24 protein-coding genes are annotated in these 22,562 nt (G+C 64.8%); 6 read left to right on the top strand and 18 right to left on the bottom strand.

Annotated features, from left to right (window positions below; all coding sequences use genetic code 11):
• Nucleotides 1-27 precede the first annotated feature (27 nt).
• A complete protein-coding gene (locus ACYPXD_RS28020) occupies nt 28-1,440 on the top strand; it encodes an MFS transporter (protein WP_459719206.1) in 1,413 nt (470 codons plus the stop codon).
• Here the strand turns inward: ACYPXD_RS28020 and ltaE are convergent.
• From ltaE to ACYPXD_RS28035, 3 genes are all read right to left on the bottom strand, one after another.
• Entirely contained in the window at nt 1,425-2,429 is a 1,005-nt protein-coding gene (ltaE, locus tag ACYPXD_RS28025) for a low-specificity L-threonine aldolase (protein WP_459719209.1), read from the bottom strand. The two genes, ACYPXD_RS28020 and ltaE, sit on opposite strands and share 16 nt — an antisense overlap.
• A 138-nt stretch (nt 2,430-2,567) precedes the next feature.
• Entirely contained in the window at nt 2,568-3,320 is a 753-nt protein-coding gene (locus tag ACYPXD_RS28030) for a peptidoglycan DD-metalloendopeptidase family protein (RefSeq protein ID WP_459719214.1), read from the bottom strand.
• 315 nt (nt 3,321-3,635) lie between these two features.
• A complete protein-coding gene (locus ACYPXD_RS28035; RefSeq protein ID WP_459719218.1) occupies nt 3,636-3,947 on the bottom strand; it encodes a cupin domain-containing protein in 312 nt (103 codons plus the stop codon).
• A 187-nt stretch (nt 3,948-4,134) separates the two neighbouring features.
• On the opposite strand from ACYPXD_RS28035, the gene ACYPXD_RS28040 reads away from it, so the two are divergent.
• Together ACYPXD_RS28040 and ACYPXD_RS28045 are read left to right on the top strand one after the other, a co-directional pair.
• Nucleotides 4,135-4,455 (top strand): hypothetical protein, encoded by a 321-nt coding sequence (locus ACYPXD_RS28040; RefSeq protein ID WP_459719221.1) that lies wholly within the window; start codon nt 4,135-4,137, stop codon nt 4,453-4,455.
• Between the two features lie 99 nt (nt 4,456-4,554).
• Nucleotides 4,555-5,307, top strand: coding sequence for a DUF2968 domain-containing protein (locus ACYPXD_RS28045; RefSeq protein ID WP_459719224.1), 753 nt, complete (start codon nt 4,555-4,557; stop codon nt 5,305-5,307).
• Nucleotides 5,308-5,443: 136 nt separating this feature from the next.
• Here ACYPXD_RS28045 and ACYPXD_RS28050 read toward each other — a convergent pair whose 3' ends face one another.
• From ACYPXD_RS28050 to ACYPXD_RS28090, 9 genes are all read right to left on the bottom strand, one after another.
• The gene (locus ACYPXD_RS28050) at nt 5,444-5,737 is read right to left on the bottom strand and encodes a DUF4148 domain-containing protein (RefSeq protein WP_459719227.1); all 294 of its coding nucleotides are present in this window, start codon (nt 5,735-5,737) and stop codon (nt 5,444-5,446) included.
• A gap of 305 nt (nt 5,738-6,042) precedes the next feature.
• A complete protein-coding gene (gndA, locus tag ACYPXD_RS28055; protein ID WP_459719230.1) occupies nt 6,043-7,455 on the bottom strand; it encodes an NADP-dependent phosphogluconate dehydrogenase in 1,413 nt (470 codons plus the stop codon).
• Between the two features lie 169 nt (nt 7,456-7,624).
• The gene (locus ACYPXD_RS28060) at nt 7,625-8,257 is read right to left on the bottom strand and encodes a DUF938 domain-containing protein (protein ID WP_459719233.1); all 633 of its coding nucleotides are present in this window, start codon (nt 8,255-8,257) and stop codon (nt 7,625-7,627) included.
• A gap of 37 nt (nt 8,258-8,294) precedes the next feature.
• On the bottom strand, nt 8,295-8,906 hold the full coding sequence (locus tag ACYPXD_RS28065) for a pyridoxamine 5'-phosphate oxidase family protein (protein WP_459719235.1): 612 nt from the start codon (nt 8,904-8,906) through the stop codon (nt 8,295-8,297).
• Between the two features lie 60 nt (nt 8,907-8,966).
• Nucleotides 8,967-9,824: an NAD-dependent protein deacetylase gene (locus ACYPXD_RS28070; RefSeq protein ID WP_459719238.1), complete on the bottom strand. Its 858-nt coding sequence runs from the start codon at nt 9,822-9,824 to the stop codon at nt 8,967-8,969.
• 95 nt (nt 9,825-9,919) lie between these two features.
• The gene (locus tag ACYPXD_RS28075) at nt 9,920-10,147 is read right to left on the bottom strand and encodes an oxidoreductase-like domain-containing protein (protein WP_459719242.1); all 228 of its coding nucleotides are present in this window, start codon (nt 10,145-10,147) and stop codon (nt 9,920-9,922) included.
• A 22-nt stretch (nt 10,148-10,169) separates the two neighbouring features.
• Nucleotides 10,170-10,964: an SDR family oxidoreductase gene (locus tag ACYPXD_RS28080; RefSeq protein ID WP_459719667.1), complete on the bottom strand. Its 795-nt coding sequence runs from the start codon at nt 10,962-10,964 to the stop codon at nt 10,170-10,172.
• A gap of 415 nt (nt 10,965-11,379) precedes the next feature.
• Nucleotides 11,380-11,631: a GlsB/YeaQ/YmgE family stress response membrane protein gene (locus ACYPXD_RS28085; protein ID WP_459719245.1), complete on the bottom strand. Its 252-nt coding sequence runs from the start codon at nt 11,629-11,631 to the stop codon at nt 11,380-11,382.
• A gap of 90 nt (nt 11,632-11,721) precedes the next feature.
• On the bottom strand, nt 11,722-13,131 hold the full coding sequence (locus tag ACYPXD_RS28090) for a DUF2252 domain-containing protein (RefSeq protein ID WP_459719247.1): 1,410 nt from the start codon (nt 13,129-13,131) through the stop codon (nt 11,722-11,724).
• Between the two features lie 203 nt (nt 13,132-13,334).
• Between ACYPXD_RS28090 and ACYPXD_RS28095 the strand changes: the two genes are divergently transcribed.
• Nucleotides 13,335-14,249 carry a DUF72 domain-containing protein gene (locus tag ACYPXD_RS28095; protein WP_459719250.1) on the top strand — a complete coding sequence of 305 codons (915 nt, stop codon included), beginning with the start codon at nt 13,335-13,337 and terminating at the stop codon, nt 14,247-14,249.
• Between the two features lie 147 nt (nt 14,250-14,396).
• Here ACYPXD_RS28095 and ACYPXD_RS28100 read toward each other — a convergent pair whose 3' ends face one another.
• The 5 genes from ACYPXD_RS28100 to ACYPXD_RS28120 form a co-directional block, all read right to left on the bottom strand.
• A complete protein-coding gene (locus tag ACYPXD_RS28100; protein ID WP_459719253.1) occupies nt 14,397-16,976 on the bottom strand; it encodes a penicillin-binding protein 1A in 2,580 nt (859 codons plus the stop codon).
• 170 nt (nt 16,977-17,146) lie between these two features.
• A complete protein-coding gene (mctP, locus tag ACYPXD_RS28105; protein WP_459719256.1) occupies nt 17,147-18,634 on the bottom strand; it encodes a monocarboxylate uptake permease MctP in 1,488 nt (495 codons plus the stop codon).
• Complete coding sequence (locus ACYPXD_RS28110; RefSeq protein ID WP_459719258.1) at nt 18,631-18,828, bottom strand: DUF3311 domain-containing protein; 198 nt, start codon at nt 18,826-18,828, stop codon at nt 18,631-18,633. The genes mctP and ACYPXD_RS28110 overlap by 4 nt, the downstream gene beginning before the upstream one ends.
• 227 nt (nt 18,829-19,055) lie before the next feature.
• On the bottom strand, nt 19,056-19,580 hold the full coding sequence (locus tag ACYPXD_RS28115; RefSeq protein ID WP_459719262.1) for a hemerythrin domain-containing protein: 525 nt from the start codon (nt 19,578-19,580) through the stop codon (nt 19,056-19,058).
• Nucleotides 19,581-19,891: 311 nt separating this feature from the next.
• Nucleotides 19,892-20,782 (bottom strand): LysR family transcriptional regulator, encoded by an 891-nt coding sequence (locus ACYPXD_RS28120; protein ID WP_459719264.1) that lies wholly within the window; start codon nt 20,780-20,782, stop codon nt 19,892-19,894.
• Between the two features lie 144 nt (nt 20,783-20,926).
• Here ACYPXD_RS28120 and ACYPXD_RS28125 point away from each other — a divergent pair, with 144 nt between their 5' ends.
• Both ACYPXD_RS28125 and ACYPXD_RS28130 read left to right on the top strand, forming a co-directional pair.
• Nucleotides 20,927-21,652 carry a pirin family protein gene (locus ACYPXD_RS28125; protein ID WP_459719267.1) on the top strand — a complete coding sequence of 242 codons (726 nt, stop codon included), beginning with the start codon at nt 20,927-20,929 and terminating at the stop codon, nt 21,650-21,652.
• A gap of 53 nt (nt 21,653-21,705) precedes the next feature.
• Complete coding sequence (locus ACYPXD_RS28130; protein ID WP_459719270.1) at nt 21,706-22,116, top strand: DoxX family protein; 411 nt, start codon at nt 21,706-21,708, stop codon at nt 22,114-22,116.
• A gap of 135 nt (nt 22,117-22,251) precedes the next feature.
• Here ACYPXD_RS28130 and ACYPXD_RS28135 read toward each other — a convergent pair whose 3' ends face one another.
• Complete coding sequence (locus ACYPXD_RS28135) at nt 22,252-22,419, bottom strand: hypothetical protein (RefSeq protein WP_459719273.1); 168 nt, start codon at nt 22,417-22,419, stop codon at nt 22,252-22,254.
• Between the last annotated feature and the right edge of the window lie 143 nt (nt 22,420-22,562).

A 22,562-nucleotide genomic window follows, 5' to 3' on the forward strand; every position in this document is an offset into this window, starting at 1 on the left:
GATCTCACCCGCGTCGCCGATCAACCGATGTCCACCGGCCTGCGCTTCGCGCTCGTCGCCATCATGCTGTCCGTCGCGCTCGCGTCGATCGACACCGCGATCGCCAACACCGCTCTACCCGCCATCGGTGCCGATCTGCGCGCGAAACCGGCGGCATCGGTATGGATCATCAACGCGTACCAGCTCGCGATGGTCTCGACGCTGCTGCCGCTCGCCGCGCTCGGCGACATCATCGGCCATCGGCGTGTGTACATCAGCGGCATTGCGCTCTTCACCGTCGCTTCGCTGGGCTGCGCGCTGTCGCCGACCCTGGCGTGTCTCGCCGTCGCCCGCGTCGCGCAGGGCGTCGGCGCCGCGGCGATCATGGGTGTCAATTCGGCGCTGATTCAAACGCTTTATCCGCCGCATCGGCTTGGGCGCGGGCTCGGTCTGAACGCGCTCGTGGTCGGCGTGTCGTTCGCCGCGGGGCCGACCGTCGCTTCGCTGATTCTTTCGGTGGCGAACTGGCCCTGGCTATTCGCAGTCAACGTGCCGCTCGGCATCCTGGCTATTTCGTTTGCGCTGCCGGGCCTGCCGAAAACCGCGCGCGGCAAGCATCAGTTCGATCCCGTCGCGGCGGTGCTCAACGTCATCATGTTTGCCGCGCTGATCTTCGCGCTCGCGGAAGCCACGCAGCGCGCGTCGACACCGCTCGTGCTGACCGCGGCGGCCATTGCGCTGGTATTCGGCTTGCTGATGGTGAAGCGCGAGGCGGGACATCCGGCGCCGATGCTGCCCGTCGATCTGTTCAAGCGGCCGGTGTTCGCGCTTTCAGCCGTGACCGCCGTCTGTTCGTTCGCGGCGCAAGGGCTCGCGTTCGTGTCGCTGCCGTTTTATTTCGAAACGGTTCTGCAACGCAGTCAGGTCGAAACAGGTTTTCTGATGACGCCATGGTCGGTCGTCGTGGCGCTCGCAGCGCCGTTCGCCGGCCGGATGTCCGACCGCTATCCGCCGGGCCTGCTCGGCGCGATCGGGCTCGCGGTGTTGAGCGCGGGCATGGTGTCGCTTGCGCTGCTGCCGCCGCATCCGTCGGTACTCGACATCACGCTCAGAATGTCGTTATGCGGCGCGGGCTTTGGCTTTTTCCAGTCGCCGAACCTGAAGGCCATCATGGCGAGCGCGCCGCGCGAGCGCAGCGGCGGCGCCAGCGGCATCATCGCGACCGCGCGCCTGCTCGGACAGACCACGGGCGCTGCGCTCGTCGCGCTGAGCTTCGGTATTGCCGGCCGTCACGGGCCGACGCTCGCGCTCGCCACGGGCGCCGTATTCGCGGGCGCCGCAAGCATCGTCAGCGGCTTGCGGCTCTTCGCGCCGTCGCATCGCACGAAGCAGCGCGAAGGCGCCGAACCGCAGCCGCACGCTGCGCCGCCGGTGAAACCGCTCGGTCAGCGCGCGAAATAGTCCTTTACCGCGGCAATGAACGTGTCGATATCGGCACGCGAAACATCCTTATGCGTGACGAAGCGCGACGCGTACAGCATTTGCGTGAGGATGCCGCGCTCCTTGAGGAAGGCTTCGAGCGGCGCGCAATGCTCCTGCGGCACGTGCGCGAACACCATGTTCGTGGCCTGCGATTGAACCTTGATCGCGCCGATCTGCGCCAGACCGGCGGCCAGATGCGCGGCGTTGTCGTGATCTTCGGCGAGACGCTCGACTTGATGCTCGAGCGCGTACAGGCAAGCGGCCGCGAGCACGCCGGCTTGCCGCATGCCGCCGCCGAGCACCTTGCGCCAGCGATGCGCGCTTTCGAGCAGCGCCTTGCTGCCGACGAGCACCGAGCCGACCGGCGCGCCCAACCCCTTCGAAAAACAGATCGAGACCGAATCGAACGGCGCGCACAGCGCCTCGATCGGCTTTTGCGACGCGACCGCCGCGTTGCAGACACGCGCGCCGTCCAGATGCGTCGCGAGCCCGCGCTCGCGCGCGAACTGCGTCGCCTCGGCGACATAACCCGCGAGCAGCACCTTGCCGCCAATCGTGTTTTCCAGCGCAAGAAGACGCGTGCGCGCGAAGTGATCGTCGATCGGCTTGATCGCCGCGGCGATCTTGTCGAGCGGCAACGACCCGTCCAGCGCGTTTTCGATCGGCTGCGGCTGGATGCTGCCGAGCACGGCCGCGCCGCCGCCTTCGTACTTGTACGTGTGCGCGGCCTGGCCGACGATGTATTCGTCACCGCGCGCGCAGTGCGCCATCAATGCCGCGAGGTTGCTTTGCGTGCCGCTCGGAAAGAACAGGCCCGCCTCCTTGCCGGCGCGCTCGGCGACGGTCGCCTGCAGGCGCAGGACGGTCGGGTCGTCGCCCCAGACGTCGTCGCCGACCTCGGCGGACGCCATCGCGGCGAGCATGGCCTTGCCCGGCCGGGTAACGGTATCGCTGCGCAAATCGATCATGGGCTTTTCCTGTAAGGATGGCGGAAGTCGCGGCGCGCACGGGGCGCCGCGAACATGATTTGAATGCGCGAGTGTATCAATTCTTAACGATGCGAACCGCACGTAAGCCCGTGCGGTTCGCGAAGCAACGGGCGCCGCCTAGCGCGGCAGCCACGCCAGCGGATCGGCCGGACGGCCGTCCTGACGCACTTCGAACTGGATCGACCCGACGCCATTGCTGTCCTGACCGGCCTCGGCAACCGGCTGCCCTTGCGTGACGGCCTCGCCTTCCTGCACGAGCAGCTTGCTGTTCTGGCCGTAAGCGGTGATCAGCGAGTCGTTATGTTTGATGATGACGAGCGGCCCGTACGCGGGAATACCGGTGCCCGCATAGACGACGCGCCCTCCCGCCGCCGCCCTGACCGTCTCGCCGACACGCGCGCCGATCACGATGCCGTTCGTCTTGCCGGGCACGAAGCGCTTCAGTAGCGGCCCGCGCAGCGGCCAGGTCAGGACGCCCTGCTGCGCCGCGGCCGACGAAGGCGGCTGCGGCGCGCCGACCGGCGGCACCGCGGCCGCGCCCGGCGTGAGCGACGGCGGCGACACGCGCAGCACCTGCCCCGGCGTCACCGACGTCTCCATGCTCATGCCGTTCCAGGTCGCGATGTCTTGTGGACGCTGGCCGAACGCGCCCGCGATGCTTTGCAGCGTATCGCCGGGGTTCACACGGTAGAACCCCGCCGGCACACCGGTCGACGCGGCGCCGCCGGTCGCCGGACGCGCGCCGATGGTGGTGGGCGGCGGCGAAGTGCTCTCCCATGGCGGCGCAAACGACGAGCATGCGGAGAGCATGGTCGCCAGCGAAAGGAGAATCCAGGCTTGCGTATGTGCGGTATGCCACTTGCCGGTCATTTTTAATGATCCTCGACACGGTCCGAAACAAACGTTGAAAAACCATTATGCCGTCGCTCGATGGGAGTCGTCACGCGCGGCGGCGCACGAACTTCATGAACTTTAGCGGTGTCGTGTCGGGCATTCCTACATGCTTGCCGCGCATGCGTCGCGAGACCGACGTGTTTCTCGCGCATGTCGAGAATCCCGGGCGGGGCGACTCGTCAGATCAGCTTGCATCGTTTGCATTGCAGATCAATTAGCGTCGGTCGCTTCTACCTGTTGATGCTTTACCTGGCACCGCTTTACGTGTCGGATTTCACACACCTTCACAATCTACACACTGCCTTCAGATTCGACGACGAGAATACGCGCCTCACCGACCGGGTGCGCGACATGCTCGGTGCCGACCGACGCATGAAACACATCTCCGGTTTCGAGCATCGTCGACTGCTCGACGCCGTTTTCGCGGTAGCGCATCTCGACGCGGCCATCGAGCACGGCGAACACTTCTTCGCCGTCGTTGATATGCCACGTGTATGGTCGATCGGTCCAATGCAGGCGCGTCGTGATGCCGTTCATGGTCGCGATATCGAGTGCGCCCCAAGGACGTTCAGCGGTAAAGCTGCGGCTGCGAATGATCTTCATGGTAGCCAGGCCTGACGATGATGTTGCAAGCCCACCCATTATAGGGGCCGCAAAGCTCGACGCCCGCCGCCTGCGGATTCGTGCGACCATTGCTTCCCACCACCGCTCGCCTATACTGGTTCAAGCTGCCGCAATGCACAGCGGGCGAGCAAGCCGCCGCAATGTCCTGTCCATGAGGAGTTCGAGCATGAACAAAGCCATGTTTCTGGCTGTGCAGCTCAGTGTCGACGATGTTGCGTCGTCACGCAGTCTCGTCGAACTGTTGAACACGCATCTCGTGTTCGCGGCGGATGTCGCCGAGGCCGCCGACGCACTCGTGCAGCTTGCCAGCGTGTCGCGCCTGTCGAGCGGCGTCGAACCGACCGTCGAGATTCCCGCTGTTGCGATCGAACGTCTGCGCGATGCGCTCGACACATTGAGCGGCTACGACGAATCATGGCTCTTCGCACTCGAACCGAGCCACGCGCTATTCGACGAAATTACGCGCCCGCAACGCACGCTGCACTAGCCCGCCGCTTCATCGGCCCCGCTTGAACCAGAAAAAGTCTCCTTACGTTGCAGCATCGACCCATTAGTTAGCTATCCGCACGAATATGGAGGTGATGCCTTGAAGCTGCTTCTGAACCGGCGCCGTACGGTGCCCGCCGCCGATGGCATTACGCATCTGGTGCGTATCGATCGCAACGCCTCTTTATCGGCCGATGCGATCGTCGATGCGCCTGTGCACGATGCGCCGCCCGCTGCGTCCTCCGCGTCCGGACAGGCGGCCGAACGGCCCGTGCGGCCAGTGGCGACCTTGCATCCGATGCCCGCGATGCCGTCGCAATCGAACGGCCGCATCGCCCATTTCGCCGATCCCAGGGAGATCGAGTGGCTTGTCGAAGCCGGCGCGCTGACGCCGTTTCGCGTATTTCGCGCGTTCGACTATTCGGTGAGTCTGCTGTTTCACGCGAAGGAGTTGAAGTACTACGTCGCGCTATATCAGGACGGCACACCGTGGCGCGCATTGCGAGCGAACGACCTCGATGCGGCGCAAGGCATCTTCTTCCAGTTCGAGCAGCAGGCGATGCGCCTTGCCGACGGACAAACGCGCCGCGTGCAGCTCGAAGCGCAGAACGAGCAGTTGACGAAGATGATCGCGCAATCGGAGGCGCAGGCCGAGCAGTTGCGTAAGGCGCTGCAGCGATCGTCAACCCAGGAGCAGGCGGTAACGAGCCGCCAGCATCAGGTGCGCCGCGAGGTGGCGCAACTGGAAGCGCAGCGCGTCGCGGCGCAAGCACAGTTGAACAAGGCGCACCGGCAGATCCACCAACTCGATCTGGCCGCGCACGACGGCGTGCCGCATCTGACAAGCCGCTAGCTCGCGCGGGCGCGCCGGCAAGCGCACGGCGAGCGCACATGAAACGACGCCGGCCAGATCGCTCTGGCCGGCGTCGTTCTTCGTTCTGTTTCGTCGACCCGGCGGCATTCGCCCGCCGCGCCGCTTACCTCGGCATTCAGTGGCCTGCTTGCGACGTGCCGCCTTCCTGCGCACCGTAACCGCTCGTGTCGCCGTGAGCCACGGCGTTTTGCGCCTTTTGCGCCTGCAGGCGCGCTTCGGCCGCCTGGATGTTGCGCGGATATTCCTGACGGTCGCTCAGCGGGTCGTAGCCGGCGTTTTCCAGCGCGATCAGTTCGGCGCGCACTTGCGCGCGCGTCAGCGGCTGGTTCGACTGCGAAGACTGCGCGAACGAAACAAGCGGAGCGGCCAGAAGCGTGGCGACCAGTACTGCCGGAATCAGCGTTTTCATGACTTATAACCTCCGAGACTTTTTGTTGTCGGTATGCCGGGAACATGAAGTTCGGGGCGTTGACAGAAGTCTACGGGAGGGCTCCCCTAGGGTAAATACCTAGTCAGGCGATACACCATTTCTATTTCAACAATAATTGCGCAGTCAAATAATGATTTTTCTTATCCTATATTTTGCGGCGCAACAATAATGGGCCCAAGCCGCCCGCAGCAGAAAAAACGGCGGCGCCACCGTGTAGTGGCACCGCCGCCGTCTTTACGCTTCACGCCGCGAAACACACGCCGGCCAACGAACCTGCCTCCTGCTCAAGCCCACTCGGCGTGAAAGCTGCCCGGCTTGTCGATGCGCTCGAACGTATGCGCGCCGAAGAAATCGCGCTGCGCCTGCACGAGGTTCGCCGGCAGCCGCTCGGAGCGATAGCCGTCGAAGTACGCGATCGCCGACGAGAACGCCGGCACCGGCACGCCCGCCGCGACCGCCGCCGTCACGACGTCGCGCAATGCGCCCTGGTAGTTCGCCGCGATGTCGCGGAAGTACGGGTCGAGCAGCAGGTTCGCCAACGCCTTGTCTTTCGTATAGGCGTCCGTGATCTTCTGCAGGAAACGCGCGCGGATAATGCAGCCCGCCCGGAAAATCTTCGCGATCGTGCCGTAGTCGAGATCCCACTTGTACTCTTCGGACGCCGCGCGCAATTGTGCGAAGCCCTGTGCGTACGAAATCACCTTGCTGAAGTACAGCGCGCGGCGCACCGACTCGATAAACGCCTCGCGATCGCCGGCGAACGGCTTCGGCTTCGGCCCTTCAAGCACCTTGCTCGCGGCCACGCGCTGTACCTTCAGCGACGACAGCACGCGCGCAAACACGGCTTCGGTGATCAGCGGCAGCGGCGCGCCGAGGTCGAGCGCGTTCTGGCTCGTCCATTTGCCCGTGCCCTTTTGCGCGGCGCGATCGAGAATGATGTCGACGAGATCCTTGCCGGTCGCGTCGTCCTTCTTGCCGAAGATCTTCGACGTGATTTCGATCAGGTAACTGTCGAGTTCGCCCTTGTTCCACTCGGTATAGACGCGGCCCAGTTCCTCGTTCGAGAGGCCGAGCACCTGCTTGAGCACCGCATAGCTCTCGGCGATCAGTTGCATGTCGCCGTATTCGATGCCGTTGTGCACCATTTTCACGAAGTGGCCCGCACCGTCCGGTCCCATGTACGCGACGCACGGCTCGCCGTCGTCGGGCGCCTTTGCAGCGATTTCGGTCAGGATCGGCGCCACGAGGTCGTACGCGTCGCGCTGGCCGCCCGGCATGATCGACGGGCCTTTCAGTGCGCCTTCCTCGCCGCCCGACACGCCCGTGCCGATGAAGTGCAGCCCCGCTTTCGCGAGATCCTGGTTGCGCCGGATCGTGTCGGTGAAATGCGTGTTGCCGCCGTCGATCAGGATGTCGCCTTTTTCAAGCAGCGGCTGCAGCGCGGCGATCGTTGCATCGGTCGGCGCGCCGGCCTTGACCATCAGCAGAATGCGGCGCGGCTTTTCGAGCGACGCGACGAATTCTTCCATGGTGAAAGCCGGTACCAGCTTGCGGTCGGGAAACTCGGCGATCAGCTCGTCGGTTTTCTCGCGCGTCCGGTTGAACACAGAAACCGCGTGACCGCGGCTTTCGATGTTGAGCGCCAGATTGCGGCCCATGACCGCTAGCCCCACTACGCCGATTGCCTGTTTGCCCATGTGAGTTCTCCAGATTTCCGGGTGACGTCAAGCCGCGCGAGCCTGCATTGCGCGAGGCGCGCGCGGCGTCGAGGATGAAAGAATAAAAGAAATGAACGAGCGATGCTCGAACTACCGCTTCCGGCACGGCGCACGCAGCCTGCGCGACGCGCGAGACGTGCGGCACGCATCAGCGTTTGCGGAACACGAGGCTGAAGTTGTTCGCAGGCATCGCGATCGGCTCGTCGCATGCGAAACCCGCCGCGTCGGCAAGCTGCACGACCGCCTCCATATCGCGCACGCCCCATGCCGGGTTGCGACTCTTCAGATGCTGATCGAATGCCTCGTTGGACGGCGACGTATGCGCGCCGTTGCGCCGGTAAGGGCCGTACAGAAAGAGCACCGCGCCGCGCTCGCCGAGCACATGCGATGCGCCATCGATCAATGCTTCGGTGGCCGCCCACGGCGAGATATGGATCATGTTCAGGCAGAGCATGGCTTGCGCGCTATCGATGCCCCATGGCTTGCGGCAGACGTCGAGATCGAGCGGCGGGCGGATATTCGTCAGACCGCCAAGCGCCGTCCATGCCTCGATCGAGGCACGCGCGCCCGCTTCGGCGTCGCTCGGCTGCCAGTCGAGCTCGGGGAACGCCGCGGCAAAGTGGATCGCATGCTGGCCGGTGCCGCTCGCGATTTCGAGCACGGTGCCGCGTTGCGGCAGCACGGTGCGCAGCACGGCGAGAATCGCGTCGCGATTGCGCTCGGCCGACGGCGAGTGCTCGCGTAAATCGGAAGTCCTGTGGGTCGAATCGGTGCTCGTCATGACTGTCATGCCTCGTGGGATTCGGTTTCTATAAACATCAGTAGAGGCTCGTGCGCAGTCTTTCCGCGAGGTCGAGATCGTAGGCTTGCGCATCGAACGACGGCCCGTTCAGCCGCCGATGAATCTCGCCGGCGGACGGCAGCCGCGAACGCTCGACATGATGCGACGGATCCCACAGTTTCGAACGCGCGAGCGCTTTCGAGCAGTGATAGTAGACCGCGTCGATATCGACGATCAGCACGGCGCGAGGCCGTTTGCCGTTCACCGCAAAACTGTCGAGCAGTTCGCCATCGACGCTGATGCGCGCGCGGCCGTTGACGCGCAGCGTCTCGCCGACGCCGGGTACGATAAACAGCAAGCCCACATGCGGATTCGCGACGATGTTGCGCAGGCTGTCGATGCGGTTGTTGCCGATGCGGTCCGGAATCGCGAGCGTGTGATGATCGACGATGCGCACGAAGCCCGGCGCATCGCCGCGCGGCGAACAGTCGAGCCCCGCGGGGCCGCTGGTCGCCAGCATGACGAGCGGCGCGTACTCGATAAACGCGCGATAGTCCTCGTTGACGAATGTGATTTCCTTGCGCACCGAGCGTTCGTGCGGCGAGCCGTAAATCGCTTCGAGTGCTTCGATCGTCGTCACCGTCGACATGGTTTGATCTCCCGTATTGGCGTCATTCGCGTGCGTCGTTCTTGCAAGAATCGCTGCACTTCAGTCGATCGCCAGCTGCGCGGCCAGCGCGGTCAATGTGTCGGCGCATGGCGCCGCGATTTTCAGCGACAGCAATGGGTCCGCGCGCGTGAGCCCCAGATTGATCGCGGCAATCGGCTTGCCCTTCTGTTGCGCCCACACGCAAAAGCGATAACCCGAATACACCATCAACGACGACCCGACCACCAGCACCGCATCCGATTCATCGAGCGCGCGCGCGGCCGCGTCGACGCGCGCGCGCGGCACGCTTTCGCCGAAGAACACCACTGACGGTTTCAGCAATCCGCCGCAATGCGTGCACGCCGGCACGCGGAACGTATCGAGCGCGTGCCATTCGAGATGCGCGTCGCCATCGGCGGCCGGTTCGGCCTCGGCATCAAGCAGCGCAGGGTTTTCCGCTTCGAGTATCCGTTGAATCGACGCGCGCGTATGCTGCGCACCGCAATCGAGACACGTCACCGCACCGATGCTGCCGTGCAGTTCGATCACCTTCGTGCTGCCGGCCCGCTGATGCAAACCGTCGACGTTTTGCGTGACGAGCGCCGTGATATGCCCGGCCGCTTCGAGCCGCGCGAGCGCGTGATGCGCCGCGTTCGGCTGCGCCTCGCCGACGACGGGCCAACCGACCATGCTGCGCGCCCAATAGCGGCGCCGCGACGCATCGGCGTCGAGAAACGCCTGCAGCGTGATGGGCGGCGAGCGCTTCCATTGACCGTTTTCGTCGCGATAGCCGGGAATGCCGGAGTCGGTGCTGATGCCGGCGCCCGTCAGCACGAACAGGCGCGGATAGCGCACGACGAAGTCGTGCAACGCGTGGAGCGTGTCGGGTTCGATCGGCGGGATGGCAAGTTGAGTCATAAAGCGCGGCTGTCAAGCAAAACGCGAGCAAAGCGCGAACGATGCACGGCGTTCAAACCGCACTGCTCGGACTTGCACACGCTATCGCACACGCACTATCGCGCACGCGAGCCGCGCCGCTTTTCCCACGCGGCGAGCGCGGCGTGATAGCGCTCCAGCGCCTCATTGTACAGATCGAACACACAAGGATCGCAACCGCTGCGGCAGCAGTCGTCGGCGGAAGGCCGAACCGGCGGCTCGGGGCGCGGATCGTCCTGCACGGCCGGCGTGTCCCTGCGCCGGGACCTGCTCACGTCATCGTCACCCGCTACCTTCGAATGCACCCTTGCACCCTCGCAGCCACCGTCACCCGCGGCCGACAAACGGCATCTTGCTCGCCATGATCGTCATGAACTGCACGTTCGCCGAGAGCGGCAAATCCGCCATATGCAGCACCGCATCGGCCACATGCCCGACATCCATCAGCGGTTCGACGGCCACCTGGCCGTTCGCCTGCGGCACACCCCTGGCCATGCGCGCGGCCATCTCGGTCTCCGCATTGCCGATATCGATCTGCCCGCACACGATGTCGTACGGACGCCCGTCGAGCGATACGGATTTGGTGAGCCCGGTGATGGCGTGCTTCGTCGCCGTGTACGCAATGCTGTATGGACGCGGCGCATGCGCGGAGATCGAACCGTTGTTGATGATGCGCCCGCCGCGCGGCATCTGCGCTTTCATCATCGCAAAGGCGGCGCGCGTGCAGAGGAACACGCCCGTGAGGTTCGTATCGACGACGGCGCGCCAGTCTTCGATCGAAAGCGCGTCGATTTCGACCGGCGGCGCACCGCGTCCCGCGTTGTTGAACAGCACGTCGAGACGTCCGTAGCGCGCGCGGATCGCATCGAACAGCGCGGCGACGCCGTCCGCATCCGCCACGTCGCACGCGTGCGCACACGCGTCGAAGCCGCTCGCGAGCGCCTCGGCCGCGAGTTCGTCGAGCGGCTGTTGCCGGCGGCCCGTCAGCACGACGCTATAGCCGTGCTCGAACAGCTTGCGCGCGGTCGCGCGGCCGATGCCGCTGCCCGCGCCGGTAACGAGCGCCACCTTGCCGACCGCGGTTTGCCGGGTTCTCGGCGCATCCTGCGCGCCGAACGCCATCTGTGCTTCGCGGACATCGTCCGCGCTATGTTCAGCCACTGTGCCCTCCTTCGGTTGAGCACGCGGTGCTCGACTGATGCATGGATCATGCGCGCAACATCATGACGCCACTGAACGCGCACGGCCTTGCCGCAATGCATGCGTGGAATTGGCGCGAGAAACGCATCGCGCATGCTTGCGCCCCCGGTTGCAGCTCGATGGCCGCAAACCGGGGGCACCGACGAGGCCCATGATGACCGATTCGCACGCGCCGCGCAGTCGGGCCGGCAACACATGAAGAAGCATGCGCGGCGGGTTCGGGCAACCGCGCAGGCAACCGCGCGGCCGACTGCGCAGGCAACTGCGGGGACAACTGCGGGGACAACTGCGCGGACAACCGCGCGGGCAACTGCGCGCCGCAGCGGTTAAGGCGCGATTACATCCGTCTGCGGATCAGGCCGTAAATGACGAGCAGCACGATCGCGCCGATCACCGATGCGATCCAGCCCGCACCCTGTCCCGGCTGATACCACCCGGCCGCACGCCCGACGTAGCCCGCAATCAGCGAGCCGGCGATGCCGAGGATGATGGTCATGATGAGACCCATCTTGTCGTCGCCGGGTTTGATCGCGCGCGCGATCAGGCCGACGATCAGGCCGACGATCAACGTCCCGATGAATGAAAGCATATGCACCTCCCTCTTTAGTGAAGCCACGTGTCGTGGCCGGATGGCACGGCGTGCCGTGAAACAACCGGTTAGCGCGTCCGCATACGGAATCTAGATGCGGAAATCGGCGGCAAAGTCTTCGTCGGTGCGCGCGTCGAGCGCGCCGCTGCGGCATGCTTTCAGGAATGCATCGTAGTCGCGCTCGACCTGGTCCGCATAGGCGGCGGCGTACTGGGCCAACGCCTCGGCGAACTGATCGTTGCGGCCAATATAGGCGGCGATCCCGATCGCCTGGCCGCTCGCTTTCGCATGCGCTCGCGCGAGCGCCCAGCCGCATACGCGCGCGTAACCATCGAGCAGCTCCGCGTCGACGTGTTCGATATTCGGCGACAGCTTCATGTCGAGCACTTGCCGCACGTAGAACGGACGCCCGCCGGGCCCCGTGGCCCAGCCGAGAAAAATGTCGCCGGCCGCCTGCAGCATCTGCTGCCCACGCACGACGCGCTCGCCTTCGTGACGCGGCTCCTTCGACTTGAAGTAGCGCGCGACGACCGAAGGCTGCGCTTCCTTCAGCTGCAAAAACAGGGGCTTTTCGGTGGGGTCGACGGCCAGCAGCATGAGACAGCGCGCACCGACGCCGCCGACGCCGGCCACCTTGAACGCGAGGTCCTGAATCGCGAACCGGTCGAGCAGCGCGCGCCGGTCGGGCGGCACCGTCTGCAGATAGCCCGCGAGCATGCCGTCGACCAGCGTGTGCCAGTCGTCGATGCCGAACCAGTCGTCGCCGGGGGTGAAAAGCGTCCCCGCGCTATCCGGATGAAACAGGCTGGGCGGCATGTCGCGCATCGCGAAGCGGCCGTCGACGCGCTCCGCGATCTTGTCGAGCATGTTTTCCGGCGTGCGCGTCACCGCCTTTTCCATGCCGCGGCGAATCCGGCGGCGCGCTTCGGGCGTCAACGCCGCTTCGATCATGCGGTCGAACGTGATGCGCTCGTGCCAGAGTTCGAGCGCGCCCGACTGCGCGTAGTGCGCCATGCGGTCGCGGTACTGCAGCACCGCCGACATCGCCGTATCGTGCGCGGCGCCGCGGCTGAAACCAAGCTGACGCGCGGTGACGGTGAAGCTCGCGACGAGACGCTTCAGGTCCCATTCGAACGGACCGTGCGCGGTTTCGTCGAAATCGTCGACGTCGAAAATCAGTTGCCGCTCCGGCGTTGCAAAGCCGCCGAAGTTCAGCAGGTGGCTATCGCCGCAGATCGGCTGCACGAGCGAGGTATGCGGCAGCTGGCCCAGATCGTGCGCCTGCAGAATGGCGCTGCCGCGAAAGAAGGCGAGCGGCGAAGCGGCCATGCGGCCGTAGCGCAGCGCAACGAGCCGCTCGATGCGGCCCGCGTTGCTTTGCGCAAGCAGATCGAGCGGGTCGCGGCGAATCTCGCCGATGCTGCGATGGCTCGAGCGTTTCGAGTGCTCGCGTGCGGTCCGGCCAGCGGCTTCCCGTTCCGCAATGGTGCTGCCCTTCATGCGCCTCTCCGTTCTTGTTGATCGTCGTGCCGCGGGTAGCCATTGAATAGCCTGTCGAATTCTAGCAACAATCACTGTGATGTCAGCGTTGGCTAACCATCTTTGACAAACCTGGCCTCGCGCCGCGCGGGCACGCTGTGCAGTACGCTGTAAAAGCGATAACCGGTCACCGGGGCATAACCGGACCTATGGAGCAGTGCAACATGTCGATCGAAGTCGGTACCGCGTCGTGGACGGACGCCACGCTGATCAAGTCCGGCAAGTTCTATCCGAAGGGCTGCACGAGCGCCGAGGCGCGGCTGCGCTTTTACGCGGAGCATTTCCCGATGGTCGAAGTCGATGCGTCGTACTACGCGATGCCGAGCGCGGCCAATAGCGCGCGGTGGGCGCAGCGCACACCGCCGGGCTTCACGTTCAACATGAAGGCGTTCCGGCTCTTCACCGGCCACCAGACAGAAGCGAGGTTCTTTCCGCCCGACATCCAGCAGGCGCTGCCGCAAACGGGCAAAAAGAACCTCTACTACCGCGACATTCCGCCCGACATCATCGACGAGCTATGGGCGCGTTTTTTTGAAGCGCTCGAGCCGCTGCGCGCCGCGGGCAAACTCGGCGCGGTCCTGTTCCAGTTCGCGCCATGGATCACCACCGCGCCGCGCGACAAGGCGCACGTCGCACATTGCGCGGACCGCATGGCGCCGTATCTGACCGCGTTCGAGTTTCGCAACGCAAGCTGGTTCGACGAGCGGCACCGCGCGTCGACGCTCGCGTTCGAACGCGAGCACGGGCTCGTGCATGTGGTGATGGATGCGCCCGACGTGGCGACGCGTGCCCATACCGTTTGGGAAGCGACGTCGCCGCGCCTTGCGATCGTGCGTTTGCATGGCCGCAATGCCGAGACATGGTCCGGCAGCACCACTGCGTCCGGGCGTTTCAACTACGACTACAGCGATGAAGAGCTCGAAGAGCTGATCATTCCGATTCGCGAGATCGCGCGAAGGGTGGATCGCACCGATGTCGTGTTCAACAACTGCTTCGAAGACTCGGCGCAACGCAACGGGCTGTCCATGATGCGGCTGCTCGGGCAGCGCTATGCGGGGTCCGGGTTCGAGTTTGGGTGAGCGAGAGCCGGCAAACTTCGCCGGCGTACCGCGGCGGCGCGTTATGGCGATGCATGGGAGAGCCGGCAACTTCGCCGGCATAGCGCGGCGACGCGTTGTGGCGATGCGTTACTGCGATGCATTACCGCGATGCGTTACTGCGGCGCGTTACTGCGATGCGCCACTCGCCGCACCGGAAGGCGCGGCGGCCCCGTTCGTGTGCTGATTGATCCATTGATCGAGCGGAGTCTGCCCGGACGACGACGCCCCACCCGGCGCACTCGGAACCGCCGACGCCGAACCGGGCAGCAAGCCGCCCGCGGCCGCACCGCTTGCGGATGCCGCGCCTTGCGCACTTTGCGCACTGTTACCGTTCGCCGCGCCAGGCGGCGACAGCAGCGGCGGCACCGACGCACCGTGCGGCGCAACGACCTGCGGCGGCTCGACATCGCGCGGCTCAGCCGATGACGCAACCGGCGCCGGACCAGCGGGGACAGCCACCGTTGCGGGCGCCCGTCGCGGCGCGCGCGGCGGCGCCGACGCCGGCGCGGGCTTGTTCTCCGCGCCGAACAGATGCCCCCACCACGTACTGATCGTGGTACGCAGCGAATCGAACACGCCCGTCTGTTTCTCCTCGACGAACTTCGCGCGCGGATCGACCAGCCGCGAGCGCAGCGCGCGCTGGAAGAAATCGCCGACGATCGGCAGCGCGCTATGCGCGCCCTGCCCCCAGTAATCGCTGCGCAGCGTCACGCGACTATCGTTAAAGCCCACCCATGCGCCCGCCACCAGTTGCGGATGCATCAGGATGAACCAGCCGTCCGCATCGTCCTGGGTCGTGCCGGTCTTGCCCGCCACATCGCCGCGAATGCCGAAGCGCGTGCGGATCGCGGTTCCCGTCCCTTTATCGACCACGTCGCGCATCACGTCGAGCAGCGTCTGCGCGGCGGCCGGCGGCAGCGTTTGCTCCGGCCGCGCGGGGCGGAATTGCGCGAGCACGTTGCCGTCGCGATCTTCGATCTGCGTGACAAACATCGGCGGAATATAGGCGCCGCGATCGGCGATCGTGCTGTACGCCGAGACCATTTCCTTCAGCGTGACCGGGCTCGTGCCGAGCGCGAGCGACGGCACCGCGTCGAGCCGGCTGTCGCGCACGCCCATCGAATAGGCGAGCCGCGCGACCTTCGACGGGCCGACTTCCTCCATCAGCTGCGCGGTGATGCGGTTCTTCGAATACGCGAGCGCGTCGCGCAGCGTGACGGGTCGGCCGCTTGGCGGCGTATCGTCGGTCGGCTTCCAGATTTCACCGCCCGCGAGCGTGATTTCGACCGGCTGATCGACGAACGTGTCGTCGGGCTTCGCGCCGTTTTCGAAGGCGGCACCGTACACAAACGGCTTGAACGTCGAGCCCGGCTGGCGCCGCGCCTGCTGCACATGGTCGTACTGATCGTCGCTGAAATCGCGGCTGCCCACATAGGCCTTGATCTCGCCGTTGCGCGGATCGATCGCGATAAACGCCGCCTGCACGCGCGTCTTGTCGTCGCATAGCGACTGCATCAGATGGCGGTCCGCTTCGACCTGCTTGAGCGCCACGTCGTCGGCGAGGCCCGACTGCTTTGCCGCGCGATATTCGGGCGTCTCGCGCACGAACGCGGCGAACACATCCTTGTGCGCGGAACACGCGTTACGCGTGCCCCACACCGAATTCGCGACCGTTTGCAGCTGGTTGCCCTGCCAGACGAGCGCCTGCGTGGCCATCGTTTGCAGACGCGAATCGAGTGTCGTGCGCACGATCAGGCCGTCGGAGTAGATGTTGTAGTCGTTCGCGTCGGCCCACGCGATCAGCCACTTGCGCAATTGCTGGGCGAAATGCGGCGCCGGACCGGGCGGCTCGGTCTGGCGCTCGAAATCGACGCCGAGCGGCCGGCGCTGCAGCGTCTGATACGCAGCGGGCGTGAGCCGCTGGTACTTCACCATCTGCGCGAGCACGATATTGCGGCGCTGCAACGCGCGCTCGGGATTGATCACCGGGTTGTAGTAACTGTTGCCCTTCAGCATGCCGATCAGCGTCGCGCTCTCGATCACCGTCAGGTCGTGCGCCGATTTATCGAAGTAAGTGCGCGCGGCCATTTCGATCCCGTACGCGTTGTACAGGAACGGCACCGTGTTCAGATAGGTTTCGAGAATCTCGCTCTTCGTATAGACCGCTTCGATCTTGAAAGCGGTGATCGCTTCCTTGATCTTGCGCGTGAGCGTCGGCGCGCGGCCGATTTCGTCAGGGTACAGATTGCGCGCGAGCTGCTGGGTGATCGTCGAGCCGCCCTGGCGGTCGCCCGAAAACGTATGCAGCGCCGCCGACGCGGTGCGCTTGAAATCGATGCCGTGATGCTCGTAGAAGCGATGGTCTTCGGTCGAGATCAGCGCGTCGATCACGTGCGGCGACACATCCTGCAGTTTCACCCATTCGCGGTTCGACGGCTTGAACGTGGCGAGCAGCTTGCCGTCCGCGGAAAGCACCTGGGCCGGCTGTTCGACCTTCGCCTTGCGAATGTCGCCGATGCCCGGCGTAAACGGAATCAGGATCAGCACGTACAGCAGCATCAGCGCCGGCACCGCGGCGATCGTCAACACGACACCGCGCCGTGTCGGATGACGCGCGCGCTCGAGCGCGCGCAGTGCGTAGGGCTTGAGGAAGTCGAGCGTCGTCGCGCAGAGACTACGGACGAACGGCGCGATGGGTCGTTTCACGCGAGGCTTACCGTCGGCAGAAAAGGCTGCATCGTACCAAACCAGTGCGCATAGGCCGGCGTTTTTGCGTTGAAACGACGGTCGCGGCGCGATACGGCATGCGCAAAACGAAAACAGCCGCCTGAATGTCACTCAGGCGGCTGTGTTTCAACAGGCTAGGTTGCTGGCGCTTATGCGTTCGCCTGCACCACTGCGCGCTTCGGCGTCACCACCGACACCGCGAACGTCACGACGATATTCGCGGCGAGCGCGATCAGGCCGATATAAAGCGGCCAGCTCGCATCGCCGATATGCACCGTGAACACCGGTTTCAGACCCTGCGCGATCGCGAGTCCCGTGCCGAGCACGATGCCGACCAGCCAGCCGAAGAACAGCCCCGCCGTATTGAGGCGCCGCGTGTACAGCGTGAACACGATAGCCGGGAAGATCTGCAGAATCCACACGCCGCCGAGCAGTTGCAGGTCGATCGCGTATTGCGTCGGCAGGAACACGATAAACAGCAGCGCGCCGAACTTCACGACGAGCGACACGAACTTCGCCGTCGACGCTTCCTGCGCGGGCGCCATATTCGGCGACACGAGCGGACGCCACAGGTTGCGCGTGAACAGGTTCGCGGCGCCGATCGACATGATCGCGGCCGGCACGAGCGCGCTGATCGCAATCGCGGCCGCGGCGAAGCCGACGAACCACGACGGGAACAGCGTGCCGAACAGCGTCGGCACGACGTCGGAAGCCGACTTCACATGGATGCCGGCGGCGATCGCCATATAGCCGAGCAGCGCGATCAGGCCGAGCAGCAGCGTGTACGCGGGCAGGAAAATCGCGTTCTTGCGCACCGTGCGTGCCGACGACGACGACAGCACCGCCGTCATCGTATGCGGGTACATGAACGCGGCGAGCGCCGAGCCCAGTGCCAGCGAGGCGTACGCGGTGAACTGCGTCGGCTTCAGGATGATGCCGGTCGCGCCCCCCTTCGCCTTGAAGTAAGTATCCGCCGCATCGAACACCTGACCGTAGCCGCCGAGCTTCTGCGGAATCAGCCAGATCGCCGCGATCACGACGATATAGATCATGATGTCCTTGACGAAGGCGATCATCGCCGGTGCGCGCAAGCCGCTCGTGTACGTGTAGAGCGCGAGGATCACGAATGCGATGACGAGCGGCAATTCGCCGGATACGCCAAGACCCTTGATCACGACCTGCATGCCGACGAGCTGCAGCGCGATATACGGCATCGTCGCGACGATGCCGGTCAGCGCGACCGCCGCCGGGAACCACTTGCCGCCGTATTCGCCGTGCACGTAGTCCGCCGCCGTGATGTGGTTTTTCGCATGCGCGATTTTCCACAGCTTCGGCATCACGGCGAACACGAACGGATAGACGATGATCGTGTACGGCAGCGCGAAAAAGCCGTACGCACCGACCGAGTAAACGAGCGCGGGCACCGCGATCACCGTATAGGCGGTGTAGAAGTCGCCGCCGACGAGGAACCACGAGATGATCGTGCCGAACTGGCGGCCGCCGAGGCCCCACTCGTGCAGCTGCGTGAGGTCGCCGCGCTTCCAGCGCGCCGCGAGGAAGCCGACTGCCGTAACCAGCACGAAGAAGGCGATGAAGACGGTCATCGCAACCGGGTTGACGGGGTTCAGGTCGCTCATCGGATACCTCGGTAGACGACGTAGATCAGCAGCGACGTGAGCGGAACCCACAGGAACTGATACCAGTAAAAGAACGGAAAGCCGGCGAAAGATGGACGCGTGTCGTTATAGAAAGGCAACCACAACAGCGCGACATAGGGGATCAGCAATATAAGCCAGAGCCATGAACGGCCGGCCTGATCTGATTGTTCCACGATTGTCCCTCTTGATTTATATAGGAAAAACGAATATTCCCCGCGTCGGCGGCAAGGTCTGAGCCTTGCCGTTCGGTCAGCCCCCGCGCAAAGGTACGCGCATTATCCAGGAATTTGTTCGTCAATGCCTATGTTTAGAACAGGGACGGTTTAGTGCAGTGCGTCATGATCGGAGCGGGCCCGCGGCGCGGTCTACGGGCCCGCCCGATCGCACGACGCCTTCCGCACTACGTCTTGTCGCCGACCATCCGGCTGCCCGCCGCCTCGAGTTTCTGCTCGAGCGCCTCCATGCGCGCCGCGAGCTTCTTGCCGAGCGCGCCGAGGTCGGCGCCGCTCTTGCGCAGCTCCGGAAAGAGGCTCTTCTCCTCTTCCTCGACGTGATGGCGGACCATCTCCGTCAGCACCTTGAACGTCGCATCGAAGCCGCGCTGACCCGGCTTTAAGGTATCGAAGCGCGCAATCAGCGTTTTCACGAGGAAATGCTCGACATACGCCTCGTCGACATCGATCACGTCGCGGACGTTGAGCGCGTCGTGCGCGGCCGGATAGAGAATCTCTTCCTCGACGATCGCGTGGACGGTCAGCTTCTCGCAGGCGCGCTGCGCCAGCGCGCCCTTCGCGTCGTGGTCGTCGTCGGCGGCGCGCTCGAACGCGTCGAATAGCTTGTCGACCGCGCGGTGGTCTTCCGTCAGCAGCGCGATCGCATCGGTGGCCGCCTGGGCGGTGGCTTTGGTGGGCGTGGCAGTACTCATCGTGGCTCCTGTGGGGTCGGTGTCGGGGCATACGCGAAGGCATACCCCCAGCTTCGCGAGGCGCTCGACGGCGCGTTCGCGGCGCCTTCGAAGGCGCTCGTATCACCGACGCGCAAGGGATGTTCCACGACCGCGCGACGCGCGAGGCGCATGGGAATAAAGCCTGCCGCCGCGTTTTCACGGCTACCGCTACGGTGACGGCCGGACTCACGCACGGAGGAACGCATCGTGACCACGCAGCGCAAAGCTGCACATCGACATATCGGGCTGGCGATACGACGGATGGCGCGGGCGCAAGCGCCCGAGGCCAATCAGGCACGCGGCTCCTGAGTGAACCGCTCCCGCAGAAACTGCGTGAACGCGCGTATCGTCACCGAGCTTTGCCGGTGCTGCGGATAGACCGCATAAAGCGTGATCGGCGGCGAGGCGAACGCTTCGAGCAACGGCACGAGCCGCCCGCTCTGAAGCGCGCCCGCGACGATAAATTCGGGCAGCAGCGCGATGCCGATGCCGGCCATCGCCGCATCGCGAATCAGCTCGCCGTTGTTCGCGCGCAGCGGCCCGTGCACTTCGATATGCCGCACCGCGCCGTCGATCCCGAACGCCCAGCCGGTACGCGCTTCCTCGCCGTACAGCAGGCACGGATGACGCGCGAGCTCAGCCGGCGTCACGGGCAGGCGCCGCGTGTTGCGGTACAGCGGGCTGCAGCACGCAATCATGCGGAATTCCGCGAGCTTTTGCGCGATCAGCGTCGAATCGGCGAGCGTGCCGATGCGCAGCGCCATGTCATAGCCCTCGCCGACCACATCGACAACACGATCGCTGAGTTCCATATCGATCCGCACCTCCGGGTTCGAACTCAGGAACGCGCCGACGAGCGGCGACAGATGCACCATGCCGAACGATAACGGCGCACTGACGCGCAACAGGCCGCGCGGATACGCGCGCTGCGACGACATCGCCAGTTCGGCGTCGGCGACGTCCGCGAGGATTCGCGTGGCGCGCTCGTAGAACTCGTAGCCGAGGTCGGTCACCGCGAGCTTGCGCGTATTGCGCACCAGCAGCCGCACGCCGAGGCTCGCCTCGAGCGCCATCACGCGGCGGCTGACGAACTGCTTCGATAACTGCAGGCGGTCCGCGGCAACCGTGAAATTCCGTGCATCGACGGTCGCGACAAAGATTCTCAGGTCATCGAGTTGCATCGGTAGGGTGCCCCATTGTCAACTTGAACATGACAGTCAATCCCGTTTCAACGTGATTATAGCCATCTGAATTGACCTAAACTTCGATTCAACGCGTGAGGCTTCGTCGCTGACATCGAAGCCGCCACCTTTACGGAGATCGCCATGATTGAAATCAGACATGCCAACGAACGCGGCCACGCCAATCACGGGTGGCTCGATTCGCACCATACGTTCTCGTTTGCGAGTTACTACGACCCGAAGCAGATCGGCTTCTCGGACCTGCTCGTGATCAACGACGACCGGGTCGCGCCGGGCCGCGGCTTCGGCAAGCATCCGCACCGGGACATGGAAATCTTCTCGTACGTGCTCGAAGGCGCGCTCGAACACAAGGACTCGATGGGCACCGGCTCGGTGATCGTCCCCGGCGATATCCAGTTGATGAGCGCCGGCACCGGCGTCGCGCACAGCGAGTTCAACCATTCGGCCAACGAACTCGTCCATTTCCTGCAGATCTGGATCGTGCCGTCGGTGAAAAACGCGACCCCGCGCTACCAGCAGCAGCATTTCGCGGCCGAACAGAAGCGCGGCAAGCTGCGCCTCGTCATTTCGCCGGAGGGCGCCGACGGGTCGCTCGAAGTGCGTCAGGACGTGCGCGTCCATGCGGGGCTGTTCGACGGAGCGGAAACGGCTGACGTCGAACTCGCGGCGGACCGCTACGCGTATGTGCATGTCGCTCGCGGCGCAGTCACCGTGAACGGCGTGCGTCTTGCCGAAGGCGATGGCGCGCGTATCCGCGACGAACGCAAGCTCGCCTTCAGCGCTGGCGACGACGCGGAAGTGCTCGTGTTCGACCTGCGCAACAACGAAGTATCGGAACTGTGGTCGTGAGCGCTCGCGCCGCGATCGTCATTCGCCACGCTATATAAAGAGAGGAAAAAAGCATGAACAACCTGATCGACCAACGGCGCGACGCGATTCTGCTCGTCGCTCGCGTGCTGCTGATGGTGCTATTCGTCGTATTCGGCTGGAGCAAGCTGACCGGTTTTTCCGCCGCCGCGGCGTATATGGCGACGACCGGTGCGCCGGCGCCGTCGGTGGCCGCGGCGATCGCCGTCGTGATGGAACTGGGCGTGGGCGTGCTGCTCGCCGTCGGACTGCTGACGCGGCCGCTCGCGTTGCTGCTCGCGCTCTATACGCTCGGCACCGCGCTGATCGGCCATCACTTCTGGACGCAGACCGGCATGGAGCAGTACGCGAATATGGTCAACTTCTACAAGAACATCAGCATCATCGGCGGGCTGTTGCTGCTGGCCGTGACGGGGCCTGGGAAGTATTCGTTCGACAGGCGGTAGAGGTTGAACGCGGCGGGCGGCCCAGGCGCCGCTTGTCGTTGGACGAAGTCCGGGCGGCCAAGGTGCCGCCCTTTTCTTGTTTGCGCGCCTACGCCGCGCCGGGCGGCCGAACGCCCGGAACCCTGAATCCGAACGCTATTCGGCGAGACAGTAAAACCCGCCCAACCGGTCGATCCAGATAATTTCCTGCGCCTCTTCGAGCCGGCGCCATTCTTCGTCCGTCACCATGACCTCGGCCTCGTCGCCGAGCTCATAAAATTCTTCGTCTTCTTCGGTGAACTGCTGAACCTTGACCGTTCGCATCGCCGCACCTCGCGCTTGAGATGAACCGCGCCTGCCGCAGCCGGCCGCGCGCTTCGCGTGCGGCCGGCACGATTCCAGACGCGGCCATTCTACCGGCATTGTGCGCATGCAAAATTAACTCGCGCGCACCACAAAAAAGCGGG

It is taken from the genome of Paraburkholderia sp. 2C, assembly GCF_054589215.1.

Excerpts from the sequence above, each read along its gene's own strand:
- ACYPXD_RS28080 (WP_459719667.1), bottom strand. The coding sequence starts at position 10,964 with ATGGCGTTCGGCGCGCAGGATGCGCCGAGAACCCGGCAAACCGCGGTC.
- ACYPXD_RS28030 (WP_459719214.1), bottom strand. The coding sequence starts at position 3,320 with ATGACCGGCAAGTGGCATACCGCACATACGCAAGCCTGGATTCTCCTT.
- ltaE (WP_459719209.1), bottom strand. The coding sequence starts at position 2,429 with ATGATCGATTTGCGCAGCGATACCGTTACCCGGCCGGGCAAGGCCATG.
- ACYPXD_RS28125 (WP_459719267.1), top strand. The coding sequence starts at position 20,927 with ATGATTGAAATCAGACATGCCAACGAACGCGGCCACGCCAATCACGGG.
- ACYPXD_RS28035 (WP_459719218.1), bottom strand. The coding sequence starts at position 3,947 with ATGAAGATCATTCGCAGCCGCAGCTTTACCGCTGAACGTCCTTGGGGC.
- ACYPXD_RS28095 (WP_459719250.1), top strand. The coding sequence starts at position 13,335 with ATGTCGATCGAAGTCGGTACCGCGTCGTGGACGGACGCCACGCTGATC.
- ACYPXD_RS28060 (WP_459719233.1), bottom strand. The coding sequence starts at position 8,257 with ATGACGAGCACCGATTCGACCCACAGGACTTCCGATTTACGCGAGCAC.
- ACYPXD_RS28070 (WP_459719238.1), bottom strand. The coding sequence starts at position 9,824 with ATGACTCAACTTGCCATCCCGCCGATCGAACCCGACACGCTCCACGCG.
- ACYPXD_RS28130 (WP_459719270.1), top strand. The coding sequence starts at position 21,706 with ATGAACAACCTGATCGACCAACGGCGCGACGCGATTCTGCTCGTCGCT.
- ACYPXD_RS28065 (WP_459719235.1), bottom strand. The coding sequence starts at position 8,906 with ATGTCGACGGTGACGACGATCGAAGCACTCGAAGCGATTTACGGCTCG.
- ACYPXD_RS28020 (WP_459719206.1), top strand. The coding sequence starts at position 28 with ATGTCCACCGGCCTGCGCTTCGCGCTCGTCGCCATCATGCTGTCCGTC.
- ACYPXD_RS28090 (WP_459719247.1), bottom strand. The coding sequence starts at position 13,131 with ATGAAGGGCAGCACCATTGCGGAACGGGAAGCCGCTGGCCGGACCGCA.
- ACYPXD_RS28115 (WP_459719262.1), bottom strand. The coding sequence starts at position 19,580 with ATGAGTACTGCCACGCCCACCAAAGCCACCGCCCAGGCGGCCACCGAT.
- ACYPXD_RS28040 (WP_459719221.1), top strand. The coding sequence starts at position 4,135 with ATGAACAAAGCCATGTTTCTGGCTGTGCAGCTCAGTGTCGACGATGTT.
- ACYPXD_RS28120 (WP_459719264.1), bottom strand. The coding sequence starts at position 20,782 with ATGCAACTCGATGACCTGAGAATCTTTGTCGCGACCGTCGATGCACGG.
- ACYPXD_RS28085 (WP_459719245.1), bottom strand. The coding sequence starts at position 11,631 with ATGCTTTCATTCATCGGGACGTTGATCGTCGGCCTGATCGTCGGCCTG.
- ACYPXD_RS28135 (WP_459719273.1), bottom strand. The coding sequence starts at position 22,419 with ATGCGAACGGTCAAGGTTCAGCAGTTCACCGAAGAAGACGAAGAATTT.
- mctP (WP_459719256.1), bottom strand. The coding sequence starts at position 18,634 with ATGAGCGACCTGAACCCCGTCAACCCGGTTGCGATGACCGTCTTCATC.
- gndA (WP_459719230.1), bottom strand. The coding sequence starts at position 7,455 with ATGGGCAAACAGGCAATCGGCGTAGTGGGGCTAGCGGTCATGGGCCGC.
- ACYPXD_RS28050 (WP_459719227.1), bottom strand. The coding sequence starts at position 5,737 with ATGAAAACGCTGATTCCGGCAGTACTGGTCGCCACGCTTCTGGCCGCT.